This window comes from Streptomyces sp. C36, assembly GCF_040932295.1.
In the GTDB taxonomy this organism is placed as follows: Bacteria; Actinomycetota; Actinomycetes; order Streptomycetales; family Streptomycetaceae; genus Streptomyces; species Streptomyces triculaminicus.
In genome coordinates this window covers 566,197-580,781 of the sequence record NZ_JBFQGI010000001.1, presented here as the reverse complement: position 1 = coordinate 580,781, position 14,585 = coordinate 566,197, and the positions used below count along the sequence as shown (strand labels likewise).

Here is a 14,585-nt window from a genome sequence, read left to right as displayed (position 1 = left end):
ATTCGAGTGAGGCACCATGAGCCAGGTGAGGCGAGGAATCATGCAGGCCCTGGTGTGGGTTGTGGCGACCGCGGCCGCCATGGCGGTGTCCTGGTACGGGGTGCGGACCGTGCTGGCGGGTACGGCCTACGAGCCGCCGCGCGCGCTGCCGATCTCCGGCGGCGCGGCGCCGGAGACGGGCGGTCCGGCCCCCTCGGCCCGTGCCCCGCTGCCACCGTCGCCACCCCCGTCCCCGTCCGCGTCGGCGAGCCCCACGGGGCCGTCCGCGCGGCACGTCACGCCCACGCCCGCGCCGGAGGACGAGGCGGGGGCGGCGCCGCGCCCCGAGGAACGGCCGGTGTCGGGCGGCGGTGCGGTGAAGAGCTATCCGGTCCGGGGCGGGCGCGCGGTCTTCGATCTCGGGGAGAGCTCGGCCACGCTCGTCTCGGCCACGCCGGACGAGGGCTGGCGGATGCGGGTATGGAAGCAGAGCGCCTGGATCCGGGTGGACTTCGTGGCCGGCCTGCGGACCACGTCGGTGTTCGTCACCTGGAACGGCCATCCGCCGCAGGTGCAGACGGTGGAGAGCTGAGGCCCCCACAGCTGACGCGACCGCACCTGCCGTGGCCCGGCCCCCGGTGGCATCGCCACCGGGGGCCGGGCCCGCGTCATTCGTCTGTTCGTTATTCGTCTATTCGTCTATTCGTCGGCGGTGGCCGGCGCGAGGGCGGCGTCGCGGACGTCCGGGTGCGGGTGGCGGCGCAGCGCGCGCAGTCGTTCGCGCCAGCGATCCGCCCAGTCGGTGCGACGGCCGCGGGCGGCCGTGAGACTCACGGCCAACAGCCCGGCGGCATGGCCGCCTTCCTCGGACAGGACCCGTGCGGCGTGGGCGAACGCCTCGTCGTCGCCGCTCCGCTCGGTCCGCAGCCGCGCCTCGAGCGCGGCGGCGGTACGGACGGCGAGGGCGGCTCTGCCCTCGTGGCGCCGGGCCAGGCGTGTCAGCTCCTCCGCCAGCGTGTCCGGCGCCGCGTCCAGGTCGAGGGACCGGACCGCCAGGTCCACCGCGTCGGCGACGAAATCGGGTGAGGCGCCGAGGAGTTCGACGACGGCGTGCGTGACGGGCAGGGTGGCGTGGTGGTTCCACCGGATGCCCTGGGCGTCGGCGACGACGTACCGGACGCGGCGGCGGGCGGGCCGGTCGCGGTCGGGCTCCGCGTCGGGCGTCCCGCCGCCCGCGTCGGCGGCGATCAGCGCGGCGAGGGCGCGGACCAGGGGCGCGGGGTCCGGGGTGCCGGACGGGCCGCCCGTGGTGACGAGGTGGCACAGTGCGAGGGCCGCGGCCCGCCAGCCGGCGCGGTCGTCCAGGTCGGTGACGACGTCCACGAGCGTGTCGGCCGCCTCCGGCACCCATCGCGACCACTGTCCGAGCGCCGTGTACGCGGCCACCGCGACCTCGGGGTCGTCCGTGCGGCACAGGGCGTGGGTCAGCCGCGCGTAGCGCGGGCGGTGCCGCTCCGGCAGTTGGTAGGGCGAGGTGCCGAGCACCGCCTGGCGCAGCTCGCGCCGGCCGGTCACGGCGTCCTCCAGCAGCACCCAGGCCTCCGCGTGGTCCAGCAGTCCCGTCGTGACGGCCACGCAGGCGGCCCGCACGTCATGGTGCTGGCCCGGGTGTGCGCAGGCCTCGGCGAGCAGGGCGGCCGCTTCCCGTACCGGCAGCGAGTGGGCGGCGAGTCGGGCCGCCTCCTTGCGGCTGGTCACCTTCACCCCGCTGTCGGCGAGCAGCAGGGCGCGCAGCTCCCCGGCCAGGCGGGAGGGGGCGACGAAGCGGCTCACGCGGGTCGCGGCGTAGATCGCCACCCGGGCGCGGTCCCCGCCGGCGTGGGCGAGGAGCGTCGTCAGGTGTTCTTCCGGGCGGTCCGTGTGGGCCATCGCCGCGAGCGCGGCCTCGGCCAGGGGCACCTCGGTGCTGTCGGCGAAGCGCCGCAGGAGCTCGGTGCCGTGCCCGGGGATCCAGGCGGCCGACCAGATGGCCGATACGCGCCAGTGGACGTGGAGCGTGGTGTCGTCCGCGGCGCGGGCCAGCAGCCGTGCCGCGGCGGCCTGCTGTCGCGGCGGCCAATGGCGCGTGGAGGGGCCGACGTGCGGCACCCAGTGGCGGTTCTCGGCCAGCAGACGTCCGTACGGCGGGGTGTCGCCCAGCACGACGTCCAGCAGGTCCATGCGGCGGCCGGCGAGTGTCGGCGTGACGAGGGGGTGGGTGGCGAACGAGGGGTCCAGGGCGAGGAGCCGGGGCAGGCGTTCGTCGCGGGTGGTGATGTCGTCCAGCCACAGCCACACGGCCTGGGTCGCCATGTTCTCGTCGCCGTCCCGGATCACCCGCCACAGGATGTCCTGCAGCTCGGGCACGGCGTGGGCGCGCCGGTCGAGCCTGCGGATCAGGTCGAGCGCCGGCGCGTACTCGGCCCTGGACACGGCCGCTTCGATGGAGGGGAGGAGCGCGTCGACGACCTCGCGCTCCTGCCCGCGCCGCAGTCCCGTGAGGCGCGGACGGCTGGTGGCGAAGAGCCGGACGAGGGTGCGCAGCGCCCAGGCCGTCAGCTCCTTCTCGCCGGTGCCGGCGTGTTCGCGCAGCACGGCCTCGGCCAGCTTGCCGAGGGCGGAGACGCCGTTCCAGGAGAGGTCGCGGGCCTCGAGCGCGTCCGTGGTGACGCGCTCGAGGTGGGGGGCGGCCGCGTCGGTGAACAGGGCCGGGTGGACGGCGGCGAGCGTGGCGAGCGCCGGGGAGCGCACGGGGTCCTGTTCGTTGCGCAGCCGTCCCAGGTGCTCCGCGAGGAGTTCGGTGAGGACGGCCGGCTCGCGTGTGCGCGCGGCGTTGCGCAGCAGCAGGGGGTAGGCGTACGCGCGGTCCTCGGCCGCGGAGCGGCGGGTCGCGGCGAGCAGTTCCGGCCGTGCCTCGGCCACCGGCAGGAACGAGACGGCGGCGAGGATCAGCTGCCAGGAGCCCCCGTACTCCCGGGCCTGCGCGGCCATCCGCCGCGCCTCGGCCTCGCGCCGCGCCCGCGGCAGCACCTCGAGGAGGTCGTCGGGCAGGCCGGCGCGGCCGGAGCGGCCGGTCATGGCGGTGTCGTAGCAGGCGGCGCGCCGGGACGGGGCCATGACGCGCAGCAGGCGCGTCAGCTGACGGGTCTCGGGGGCCAGGGCGCGGGCCAGGTCGGCGAGTTCGGGCGGGTCGAGGCGCACCAGGGTGCGCAGCAGGGGTGTGCCGAGCCGGTGGAGGTGCGCGGTGCCGCGTTCGGGCGCGAGCAGCAGACGGAGGGTACGACCCGGGTCCGCGGCCGCCAGCCTGCCGATCCGGTGCTCGATGCGCCAGGTCAGCTCCCCGGGGCACAGGCGTTCCAGCAGGTCGAGCACGCGCAGGGGTTCGGTCTCGGCCGCGGCCGCCACGCTCGCCCCGTTCGCCTGCCACCAGGCGCGCCGCGCGGCCTCCGGCAGGGCGGTGAGCTGGCGCTCGGCCTCGTCGGCGATGAGGGCGGCGTGGTGGCGGGCGAGGGCCGTCCAGCCGATGACGGCGTGGAAGAGGCCGGGCAGCAGTTCGGCGACGGTGGCCGGGCCGCAGCCGGGCAGCAGCCTGACGGCCTCCGCGTCCCCCCAGCGGGCGCGGAGGGGCCCGATGAGCGCGTCGGCGAGGCCGGTGCGCCTGCCGGTGACGACGGCGCGCGTCAGCTCGTACCGGACGATGGCGGGGGCGTCGTCCATCGCGGCCGTGACGGCGGCGTCCGGTATGTGCCCCCGCCGGACGGCGGAGACGGCGTGGTGCCGGACGACCGGGTCGGGGTCGGTCAGGTGGGTCTCCAGCCAGGCGAAGTCGTGGCCGGCCTCGGCGGCCAGCGCCGCGAGCCTCCGCTCGTACACCCCGCGCCCGGCCAGCTCGTCGACCATCGCGCGCAGTTCGTCGCTGCCGCGCAGCCCCTTCGCGCGGAGGGCGGTGCGGGTCAGGCGGCGGCGGTACGACATCGGTGCGTCGGCGGCGAGCAGTTCGTCGACGAGCGCGGCCACGGGCTTCTGGATCATGCCGGGATTCTCGCCGACGCTTCGCCTCCCGCCCAATTCCCATCGGAGGGGCACCCTCGGAGGAGAACCCCTGCCTCCGGCCGTGGAGCCCGGGCGCCTCGAGGCCGGTCCGGTCGGTCAGGGCTGGGGCATCTCCCACAGCTTGGCGAGGGTCAGGACGTCGCCGCCGATGCCCCAGCCGCCGTCGGTGACCTCCTCGACCAGCACCATGGTGGTGGTACGGGCGCGTTCGCCGTACAGCTCGGCGTACAGGTCGGTGGTGCGGGCGATGATCTGCTGCTTCTGCTCCTCGCTGAGGGTGTGCGCGGGAACCTTGAAGTTCGCGAACAGCATGTGCGTTCTCCTTCTGCGACGAGGTGTGCGGAACCGCCCGCGGTCAGGCCGTCGGGCAACGGCGGCGTCGCCGTTCCGTGCCCCACGATCGGCCGGGTGGCCCGCCGCCAGCCAGGGTTGTGTCCACCCAGGGGATGCCACCCCCTGGATCGGCCCTCGCGGTGCGGGTGACGATGGGCGGCGTGAACCTCTCCGAACTCGCCGCGTTCCTCAAGTCCCGCCGTGCCCGCATCCGTCCGGCCGACGTGGGACTGCCCACCGGCCCCCGGCGCCGGGTGCCCGGCCTGCGGCGCGAGGAGGTCGCGCAGCTGGCAGCCCTGTCGTCGGACTACTACACCGAGCTGGAGCGCGGGCGCGGCTCCCAGCCCTCGGAACACGCCCTGACCGCCCTCGCCCGGGCGCTGCGCCTGGGCGGCGACGAACGCGACCACCTGTTCCACCTCGCCGGCCGCCCCCTTCCCCAGGCGGCGCACGGCCCCACGGCACATGTCCAACCGGGCCTGCTCGGCCTGCTGGACCGGCTCACCACCACTCCCGCCCAGGTCATCACCGACCTGCACGAGACGCTCGCCCAGAACGACCTGGCCGCTGCCCTGGTCGGCCGGCATCCGGCGGTACGCGGCCCGGCGGCGAGCTTCGTCTACCGCTGGTTCACCGACCCCGACGCCCGCGCCCTCTATCCGGCCGACGAGCACGCGCACCACTCGCGGGTCTTCGTCGCCGATCTCCGGGCGGTCGGCGCCCGGCGGGGCTGCGACGGCGAGATCACCGCGCTGGTGACGGCGCTGCGGCGGCGCAGCGCGGAGTTCACCGCCCTGTGGGAGACCCGCGACGTCGGCCTGCGCCGGGTCGACCGCAAGCGCATCCTCCATGCCGCGCTGGGGGTCATCGAGCTGGACTGTCACAGCCTGTTCAGCGAGGACGGGCATCAGCGCCTGCAGTGGTTCACCGCCCCGCCCGGCACCCGAGCCGCCGCCCAGCTGGAGCTGCTGTCCGTCATCGGCACCCAGGACATGTCGGCGGCCGAGAACGCCGTCCGGGAGGGGGCGCGGGCACGGGCCGGGAAGGGGAAGGCGTAGCCGTGCCGGTGGCGGGGCGACCGCGCCGCCGCGGCCGGTGTCTCCGTCCGCCGGTTCATCGCCGGGCGCGGGTTACGCGTCCCTCGTCCCAGACCGGTTCGTCGCTCTCCACCACCCGGCCGTCCTCGCGGAAGACGAGGAAGCGGCCGAAGGCGCGGGCGAACCAGCGGTCGTGGGTGACCGCGACGACGGTGCCGGTGAAGGTGTTCAGGGCCGCTTCCAGGGCCTCGGCGGAGATGAGGTCGAGGTTGTCGGTGGGCTCGTCGAGGAGCAGCAGGGTGGCCCCGGCCAGTTCCAGCAGGAGGATCTGGAACCGTGCCTGCTGGCCGCCGGAGAGCGTCTCGAAGTTCTGCCGGCCGGCGCCGGCGAGGCCGTAGCGGCTCAGGGCGGACATGGCGTCCCGCAGGTCGACGCCCTGCCGGTCGCCGTCGCCGCGGCCGAGGATGTCGGCGGGGGTGCGGCCCACCCATTCGGGGTGCCGGTGGGTCTGCGCGAACAGGCCCGGCCGTACGCGTGCGCCCAGGCGGCAGGTTCCGGAGTGGCCGACGGTGGGCGGGGCGTCGGCGCCGCTCTCGTCCAGCAGGCGCAGGAAGTGGCTCTTGCCCGAGCCGTTCGAGCCCAGGACGCAGACGCGGTCGCCGAAGAAGACCTCCAGGTCGAAGGGGCGCATGAGGCCGGTGAGTTCGAGGTCCCGGCAGGTGACGGCCCTGAGCGCGGTGCGGCCACCGCGCAGGGCGGGGGCGACGCGCTGTGTCCGGGGCGGGGCCGGCGGGGGGCCTTCGGCCTCGAACCTCGCCAGGCGGGTCTGGGCGGCGTGGTAGCGGGAGGCCATCTCGTCGCTGATGGACGCCTGCCGGCGCAGGGTGCGGACGAGGTCCTCGAGCTGCTCGTGTTTCTCGCTCCACCGGCGGCGCAGTTCCGCGATCCGTTCCCAGCGGGCCTCGCGGGCGGCGTGCCAGGTGGCGAAGCCGCCTCCGTGCGTCCAGGCCGAGCCGCCCTCCAGGGTGACCACCTGGGTGGCCGTCCGGCTGAGGACCTCGCGGTCGTGGGTGACGAGCAGGACGCCCTTGCGGGTGCGCCGGAGCTGCTCCTCGAGCCAGCGCTTGCCGGGCACGTCGAGGTAGTTGTCCGGCTCGTCGAGCAGGAGCAGGTCCGCCGTGCCGCGCAGGAGGGCCTCCAGGACGAGGCGTTTCTGCTCTCCTCCGGAGAGGGTGGAGACGTCGCGGAACTGGGCGGTGGAGAAGGGCAGGCCGAGGGCCGCGACGGTGACGGTGTCCCAGAGGACCTCGGCCTCGTAGCCGCCGGACTCGCCCCAGGCGGTGAGGGCTTCGGCGTAGCGCAGCTGGGCTGGCTCGTCGTCGTGGTCCATGAGCGCGAGTTCGGCGGCGTCGACGGCGGCCGCGGCGGCCCTCTGGCGCGGGGGTGCGACGGACAGCAGCAGGTCGCGTACGGTGCGGCCGTCGCGGAGGCTGCCGATGAACTGCGGCATCACGGCGACGGCCCCCTGGCTGCGTACCGTCCCCCGCCCGGCGGGCAGCGCCCCGGACAGTATGCGCAGGAGGGTGGTCTTGCCGGCGCCGTTGTCGCCGATCAGGGCGACGGTCTCGCCGCCGGGCAGCCGGAACGACACATCGCGGAAGAGTTCGCGCCCGTCGGCCAGGGTGTGGGTGAGGGCGCCGGCCTCGAGGTAGCCCATGCGGGGAGCGTAGCCGTGGGCGCGCTCGGTCTCCGGCTCATTAAGGCCAAGCCGTTGTCTTCCACCCGGCCGTGCGCGTCGGGGCGTACGCCCCTCGTCGGCGAGCCGGGCACCGCCGGGTTCGCCTCAGGGGCCACAGTGGGCATGCCGGAGCACCTCGTGGGGCACAGGGACAAGAGAAAGAGGATTTAACCTACTTATCTATTGTCACCTGATTCATCATCGTCTGACCGAAATCCAACGATGCCCGTCCTTGTGCCTTCAACGACCCTGCGCGAACGTTGGCCCCGGCACCTATCCCCCGAGGAAGCCGGAAGATCACTGATGCGTCGAGATCCCGATGTCCGTCCGCCGCACCCCTCCCCCAGCGCCCCCACCCCAGGTCCCGCACCGGGCCGGGAGGCCCTCACCATCGCCCTGTCGGGGGCCGAGTTCGGCTGGGGCAGCTCGGGAAAGCTGAGCGCGGTGCTGTCCGCGCTGCGCGAGAGGTCACCGGTGCCGCTGCGGTTCATCGGGCTCGGCTCCGGCCTCGGCCGCCCCCTGCTGACCGAGCACCCCGTCGAACACTGGTACGACCTGCCGGAGTCCGGGCCGGCCGCACGGGCCGCGCTCGAGGAGGTCGTACGCTCCCAAGGGGTCGAGGCGGCCCTGGTCGTGCTGGACGGGCCGGTCGCGGGGGCATTGGAGGCGGCCGGCGTGCCGACCGTGTTCGTGGACAGCCTGCCGTTCCTGTGGACCGAGGGCGACCGCCCCTCTCTACCGCTCGACGCGACCGTCTACTGCGCCCAGCGCTCCCCCGAGCTCCCGCCCGAGTGCCAGGGGATCCTGGCGTCCATCCCCCGGCTGCGCTGGGTCGAGGCGATCGTCGGCACGCCTCCCGTGCCCCGCGCGGGCGGGAGCGCCGGGCGGCCCTGCCGCAAGGTCGTCGTCAGCCTGGGCGGTCTGCGCGCGCCACGGCTCGCCGACTGGACGAGCTACCCGCGCCTGGTCGTCCCGGCCGTCCTCGAGGCGCTCGCCGCCCACGGCGTGCGCGACGTCCGGCTGGCGGGCAATCTCCCTGCCGGACTCCTCGCCGACTTCGTCGGCCGGTCCCCCTTGCCCTTGCGGGTGACGGCCGGAGCCCTCCCCCACGCCGCGTTCCTCGCCGAACTGGCCGGCTGCGACGCGCTCCTCGCCTCCCCGGGGCTCACCACGCTGCTCGAGGCCGGCAGCCTGGGGGTGCCCACCCTCTGCCTGCCCCCGCAGAACCTCAGCCAGATCTTCAACGCCCGGTTCCAACGCCAAGCGGTCGGCGCCGACGTCCAGGTCACCTGGCCCGCGGACGTCCTGCGCGAGGACGACGTCCTGGCCATGCGCGCGAAGGGCGAGGACCACGCACTGGAACTGATCTACGAGGCGATCGGCCGGGCGGCCGCGCGAGCGGACGCCGAGCGCGTGGTGGCGGCGCTCAGCGACCGCATCCTGGCCGCCCTGCGGCACACCGCCGAACCCGCCGACTGGGGGGCGCTCGCCACAGCCGTCGGCACCGGGGGCGCCGCGCAGGTGGCCGACGCCGTACTGGCGGCGGCGGGGCAGTCGCCGCCGAGCTCCTGAACCCGGCCGTCGTCGCCGGGTCCCCGAACCCGGCCGTCGCCACCCACGTCCTCGCCACCCGAAAGGCCTCGTCCCGATGCCTGAGCGTCAGCGCTACCTCTTCATCAGAATCCTGGAAGCCTGCAACGCCGACTGCTTCATGTGCGAGTTCGCCCTCTCCCGCGACGCCTACCGCTTCTCCCCCGCCGACTTCGACGACCTGCTGCCCAAGGCCCTGGCCGCCGGGGTGGGGTACGTACGCTTCACCGGCGGCGAGCCCCTGATGCACCAGGACGTCGTGGACCTGGTGGCCGCGGGCACGGCGGCGGGCATGCGGATGTCGCTCATCACCAACGGGATGATGCTGCCCAGGATGGCCGGACGGCTCGCGGCGGCGGGCCTCGCCCAGGTGATCGTCAGCCTGGACGGCGGCTCGAGCGCGACCCACGACGTCTACCGCCGCTCCCCCGGCATGTTCGACAACGGCCTGCGTGGCCTGCGCGCCGCCGCCGGGCTCGGCGTGCTGACACGGGTCAACACCGTGGTCGGGCCGCACAACTACACCGAGATGCCCCTGCTGCAGCAGGTCCTCACCGAGGCGGGCGTACGGCAGTGGGAGCTGTCCGCGCTGAAGCTGGAACGCGCCATCACCTACCCCGACCCCGGCCACGTGCGCGAGGTGTGCGACCCGGTCTACGAGGCCGACCCGCGCTCCCTGCTGGTTCCGCTGGGCAAGCGGTTCTACGGGGACACCGCCGAGGAACGGCAGCGGTACTTCACCCGCTCCCTGACCCCGCGCGCCTCCCGGCCGCTGTGCCACGTGGTGGACGACGTCATCTACGTCGACGGACGGTTCGGGCGGATGTACGCCTGCAGTTGCCTGCCGCACCGCGAGGACGGCGACACCCCGGCCGGCGGCGCCCCCCTGCGCGAGAACGGCACGGTCCTGCTGGACACGCCCGTCTTCCGGGCGCACGCCGACTACTTCCGCGAGAACGGCCCCGCCCTGTGCGGGGGCTGCTCCACCACGGCCGCCGGCTACAGCGACGACGTCGCCCGGCTCGGGTCGGTGCCGCCATGGACGTACTGAACCCCGGCGGCACGACGCCGCTCCCGCGGTACGGCGGTTCACCTCCGAACCCGGCCCCGGCCGCCGGGCCGCGCCGCCGCGTGCTGCTGGTCTCGCGGGACGAGGAGCTCGACTCGGTGCTGGCGTGCCGGCGCGTCGCCGCGCACCTCGGCGGGGTCGCCACGACGACGGACGCCGGCGGGGCGCCGCCGGACGCGGCGCTGGTCTGCGACGACGAGGCGGCCGCCCGCCGCCTGCTGGAGCGCGGCGTACCGGTGGTCCACCTGCGCTCGGGACACCGGGGGACGACCGTCGCGTGCTCCCTGGACGGGGCGATGGAGCGGCTGCACCGGCCCGGCTGGCTGCCCGGCCCCTGGCCGCCCGGGGGCGGTGCCCGGCCCGCGGGGAGTCTGGCCCCGGCCCGTACCGCCAGGGACCGGGTGCGTGCGGGGGCGCTGCTCCTGCTGTCCCTCTGGGACGTACCGGACGCCGAGGCCGAGGCGTTCGCGACGGGGCCGCTGCGGGCGCTGGTCCGGGCGGCGACGGACGCCGGCGGGCGGTGCGAGGTGGTCTGCGACACCCGGCTCGGCCTGCTGCGTCCCGTGCTCGGGGCGGCCGGCGGGTCCGGGCGGGTGCGGCTGAGCCGCGCCGCCGACGTGGACGTCGACGCGCTGCACGCCGCCGCCGGGGCCTTCGTGGCCTCGCCGACGCTGGGGGCGCTGGTGCTCGCCCACGCCCGGCGGGCGCCCCTGACCCTGCTGCCCCCGCTGGGGCCCGCGCAGCGGGACCTGGCCGGGCGGGTGGCCCGCGCGCTCCCCGTGCCCGTGGCCGGCGACCCGGGCGACCCGTCCCCGTGGACGCCCTCCGGGGACGCGGCGGCGTGGAGCGCGCTCGATCCGGCGCAGGACGACCTGCGGGGGGCCCAGCGCGTCGCCCGCGGTCTGCGCCAGCTCACGTTCGCACCTCCGTGACCGGCCGTTCCGCGGCGACGCGGGGCCTCGCACGTCATGAGCCATCGACACGAGTCACCGACACCAGTCAGGTGACATGAGTCAGGCGACATGAGTCAGGCGACATGAGTCACCGACCGCCCGTCGACACTGGAGCCGCCATGCCCGGCACGCACGGCGAACACGACGCGACAGCAGACCCCGGCTTCCGGCCCCGCATCCCCGCCGCGGAGTGGGACGACTGGCGCTGGCACATGCGCAAGCGCGTCAACACCACCGAGAAGGCGCGGCGGTGGCTGCGCCTGACGCCCGACGAGGAGAAGGCCATCGCCGACTCCGCGGGCAGGTACCGCTGGAGCATCACCCCGTACTACGCGTCCCTGATGGACCCCGACGACCCCGCCTGCCCCGTCCGCCTGCAGGCCGTGCCCGCGCCGGGCGAATTCGAGCGGTTTCCCGGCAGCGACGTCGACCCGGTCGGCGACACCTACTACCGAAAGACCAACCGGGTGGTGCACAAGTACCCGGACCGGGTGATCCTGCTGGTCACCGAGGCGTGCCCGGTCTACTGCCGGCACTGCACCCGCAAGTTCCACACCACCGACGTCACCGGCACCTACTTCCGCGACGACGAGGGCGGCTCGTTCGACGAGGACCTGCGCTACATCGCCGAGCACCCCGAGATCCGCGACGTGCTGCTGACGGGCGGCGACCCGCTGTCGTACCAGGACGGCAAGCTCGAGGAGATCGTCTCGGGGCTGCGGGCGATCCCCAGCGTGGAGATCATCCGCATCGGCAGCCGGTTCCCCGTACTGCTGCCGCAGCGCATCACCGACGGCCTGTGCGAGATGCTCGCCCGCCACCATCCGGTGTGGCTCAACACGCACTTCAACCACCCCAAGGAGATCACCGAGGAGTCCGCCGCCGCCGTCGACCGGCTGCTGCGCCACGGCATTCCGGTGGGCAACCAGACCGTACTGCTGCGCGGGATCAACGACGACGTCGCCACGATGCGCACGCTGATGACCGAGCTGCTGCGCATCCGCGTGCGCCCTTACTACCTCTACCACTGCGACAACGTCACCGGTGTCGCCCACTTCATGACCTCCGTGGAGAAGGGCTGGGAGATCATGGAGGGCCTGCAGGGCCACATCACCGGCTTCGGAGTGCCGCAGTACGTCCTGACCACCAGGATCGGCAAGGTCCCCCTCGCCCGGCCGTACTTCACCCGCACCCCCGACGGGCTGAGCCTGCGCAATCACCGGGGCGAGGAGATGGCCGTCGACACCGCCGCGTACCCGATCACGGAGCGTGATGCGCGATGAGCCTCGGCAAGCGACTCGGACAGCGTTTCCTGCCCTACGGGGCCAACTACCTCGACTGGTCGGACATGCGGGAGCTGCGCGAGGCGATCGAGCACGGCGTGCTGTTCCGCTACCAGACGGAGGGCGAGAGCATCGCCTCCCGCCTGGAGCGCCGCGTCGCCGAACGGCTGGGCGCACCGCACGTCCTGGCGGTGCACAACTGCACCGAGGCCCTGCGGCTGGCCCTGATCTCCACCCGCCCCCGCACCGGCGACCTCGTCCACATCCCGGCGGTCACGTTCGTGGCCGTCGCGGGCGCGGTGCTCTCCAGCGGGCTGATCCCCGTGCTCGTCGACGTCGACGACTCCCTGTCCCTGGACACGACCCTGCTGCCGCCGGGCACCGAGCGGGTGATCGTCGCCCATATGGAGGGAACGGTCGCGCCGCTGCCGGAGGGTGTGCCCTATGTCGTCGAGGACTGCGCCCAGGCGCTCGGCGCGGTCCTCCCCGACGGCCGGCACACCGGGACCGCCGGCTACGCCGGCACGTTCAGCTTCCACCACAACAAGGTGCTCACCTCCGGCGAGGGCGGCCTGATCGCGACGTGCGACCCCGACGCGTGGGCGACCATGCGCCGCTACCACGACCACGGCTCGGCCCGGGTGCCCGGCCGCTACCCGACGTGGAACCCCGACGCCCACTACGGCGAGAACTTCGTCACCAGCGAGGGGGTGGCCGCCATCCAGTTCCAGCAGTTCCGCCACCTCGACGAGGTGCTCGCCGGGCTCGAGCGCCACCACGCGATCGCCATGGACGCGCTGCCGGACCGCACGGACCTGCGCGTCCTGCCCCGGGCCCCGGGCGATGTGAAGATCAGCCTGCGGTTCCGGTGGGAGAGCCGGGAACTGCGCGACGCGGCCGTGGCGTCGCTCACCGGGCGCGGCATCGCCAGCTGGACGCTCAACAAATACCTGCTGCCGGAGCACCCGGTGTTCACCGGCCGGCGGTCCCTCTACGCCGACGGCTTCCCCTGGAGCCTGGCCCCGGACCACCCGCTGCTGCTCAGCCGCGACGGCTTCGCCCGCACCCGCGACCTGCTGGACCGCACCCTGTGCGTGCCGCTGTCGCCGGAGCTCTCCGAGCAGGACCACATCATCGCGGTCAAGACCCTGCGCCAGGCGCTGGAGGCGGTGTGAACGGCGGCCCCGCGACGGGAGCCGGCCCGGAGGACGGCCCGGTGCTGCTGATGGCGGACGACCGCGCCACCTCCTTCACCCGGTACGCGGCCCGGCACCTGGCCGGGCGGCTGGTGCTGCTGCGCTTCGCCGAGGTCCGCCGCGACCTGTCGGACGGCTATCTGCGCGAGACCGCGCACCTGCCGGCGTTCTGGGTGCGTGAGGGGGTGCCGCTGGAGGAGGAGGTCCGGCGCTACGGGACGTGGGCCGCCGGCCTGCCCGTACCGCCCGTCCGCTTCTGCAACCCCTCGGAGCCCCGGCAGGCGGTGGCCCAGCGGTTCGCGCGGCTCGCGGGCCTGCCGCACCTGACGGAACGGCAGGTGACGTGGGTACGGGACAAGGCCGCCATGAAGGACAGGTTCCGGGAGCTGGGGCTGCGTACGGCCCGGTACGCGCGCGTGGAGTGCGCGGCCGACGCCGAGCGGTTCGCGGCGGAGTGCGGCTGGCCGCTGGTGCTCAAGCCCACCGACTCCTTCGCCTGCGTGGACACCTTCCGGCTGGCCGGGCCGTCCTCGCTCGCCGGGATCGACTTCGGCGCGCGGGAGTGGATGGTGGAGGAGTACCTCGGCGGCACCGAGTGGGAGGTGTGCGGCCTCGTCCACGACGGGCGGGTGCTGGACGCCTGGCCGAGCGCGATGCCGTGCCGCCCGCTGGACATCGTCGACGGCGCGATGAACGCCAACATCAGCGTCGCCACCGGCGAGGGGCCACCTCTGGACCTGAGGGCCCTGCTGCAGCGGATCGTCACCGGCATGGACCTCGACCACGGCTACCTCCACATGGAGTTCTTCGCCGTCGACGGGGAGGCCTACGCCGGCGAGATCGGCGTACGGCTGGCGGGCTGCGAGATCACCGCCAACCACGGACACGCCTACGGTTTCGACGTCTTCGGCGCCACGCTGGACGTGTACCTGGGCCGGCGCCCCGCGCTGCGGTACGGCGAGCGGCGCTGCGCGGGCGACCTGCTGCTGCCGCTGCCGGGCTCGGGCGTCGTGCGGGCCGTCACTCCCCGGGAGGAGTTGTTGCGCATCCCCGGGGTCGTCGACGCCGTTCTCAGGGTGGGCGTCGGCGACGCGGTGGCGGCACGCCGTGCCTCGCACAACGCCTCCGGGTACGTCCATGTGACCGGCACGTCGATCGGCGAGGTGGAGCAGCGCATGCGCGAGGTCCTGGGCGTGTTCACGATCGACGTGGCTCCCGCCGCCGGGGCGCGGGAGGCCCCCGCCCCGCACTCCTGACCCCGGCACCCCTGCCCCGGCCGGCCCCGACCCCGCCCGCCCGCGCGCCGCCCGGCGCC

At 74.6% G+C, this 14,585-nt stretch carries 11 protein-coding genes; 8 read left to right on the top strand and 3 right to left on the bottom strand.

Annotated features, from left to right (window positions below; translation table 11 throughout):
- The first annotated feature begins 16 nt into the window (after window positions 1-16).
- Entirely contained in the window at window positions 17-571 is a 555-nt protein-coding gene (locus tag AB4K12_RS02510; RefSeq protein WP_368432555.1) for a hypothetical protein, read from the top strand.
- A 107-nt stretch (window positions 572-678) separates the two neighbouring features.
- Here the strand turns inward: AB4K12_RS02510 and AB4K12_RS02505 are convergent, their stop codons facing one another.
- Together AB4K12_RS02505 and AB4K12_RS02500 are read right to left on the bottom strand one after the other, a co-directional pair.
- Window positions 679-4,050 (bottom strand): hypothetical protein, encoded by a 3,372-nt coding sequence (locus AB4K12_RS02505; protein WP_368432554.1) that lies wholly within the window; start codon window positions 4,048-4,050, stop codon window positions 679-681.
- 117 nt (window positions 4,051-4,167) lie between these two features.
- A complete protein-coding gene (locus AB4K12_RS02500; RefSeq protein WP_362261212.1) occupies window positions 4,168-4,383 on the bottom strand; it encodes a tautomerase family protein in 216 nt (71 codons plus the stop codon).
- Window positions 4,384-4,565: 182 nt separating this feature from the next.
- Here AB4K12_RS02500 and AB4K12_RS02495 point away from each other — a divergent pair, with 182 nt between their 5' ends.
- Entirely contained in the window at window positions 4,566-5,462 is an 897-nt protein-coding gene (locus AB4K12_RS02495; protein WP_368432553.1) for a helix-turn-helix transcriptional regulator, read from the top strand.
- 55 nt (window positions 5,463-5,517) lie between these two features.
- On the opposite strand, the gene AB4K12_RS02490 is transcribed toward AB4K12_RS02495, so the two are convergent.
- A complete protein-coding gene (locus AB4K12_RS02490) occupies window positions 5,518-7,158 on the bottom strand; it encodes an ABC-F family ATP-binding cassette domain-containing protein (protein ID WP_368432552.1) in 1,641 nt (546 codons plus the stop codon).
- Window positions 7,159-7,482: 324 nt separating this feature from the next.
- Between AB4K12_RS02490 and AB4K12_RS02485 the strand changes: the two genes are divergently transcribed.
- From AB4K12_RS02485 to AB4K12_RS02460, 6 genes are all read left to right on the top strand, one after another.
- Window positions 7,483-8,751, top strand: coding sequence for a hydroxymethylcytosylglucuronate/cytosylglucuronate synthase (locus tag AB4K12_RS02485; RefSeq protein WP_368432551.1), 1,269 nt, complete (start codon window positions 7,483-7,485; stop codon window positions 8,749-8,751).
- A 76-nt stretch (window positions 8,752-8,827) separates the two neighbouring features.
- Window positions 8,828-9,820 (top strand): cytosylglucuronate decarboxylase, encoded by a 993-nt coding sequence (gene blsE / locus AB4K12_RS02480; RefSeq protein ID WP_368432550.1) that lies wholly within the window; start codon window positions 8,828-8,830, stop codon window positions 9,818-9,820.
- Window positions 9,808-10,770 (top strand): CGA synthase-related protein, encoded by a 963-nt coding sequence (gene blsF, locus AB4K12_RS02475; RefSeq protein ID WP_368432549.1) that lies wholly within the window; start codon window positions 9,808-9,810, stop codon window positions 10,768-10,770. The genes blsE and blsF overlap by 13 nt, the downstream gene beginning before the upstream one ends.
- Before the next feature lie 140 nt (window positions 10,771-10,910).
- A complete protein-coding gene (gene blsG / locus AB4K12_RS02470; protein WP_368432548.1) occupies window positions 10,911-12,074 on the top strand; it encodes an arginine 2,3-aminomutase in 1,164 nt (387 codons plus the stop codon).
- Window positions 12,071-13,249, top strand: coding sequence for a DegT/DnrJ/EryC1/StrS family aminotransferase (locus AB4K12_RS02465; RefSeq protein WP_368432547.1), 1,179 nt, complete (start codon window positions 12,071-12,073; stop codon window positions 13,247-13,249). Before blsG ends, AB4K12_RS02465 begins: the two co-directional genes overlap by 4 nt.
- Window positions 13,246-14,526: an ATP-dependent carboxylate-amine ligase gene (locus tag AB4K12_RS02460; protein WP_368432546.1), complete on the top strand. Its 1,281-nt coding sequence runs from the start codon at window positions 13,246-13,248 to the stop codon at window positions 14,524-14,526. The genes AB4K12_RS02465 and AB4K12_RS02460 overlap by 4 nt, the downstream gene beginning before the upstream one ends.
- Window positions 14,527-14,585: the final 59 nt, after the last annotated feature.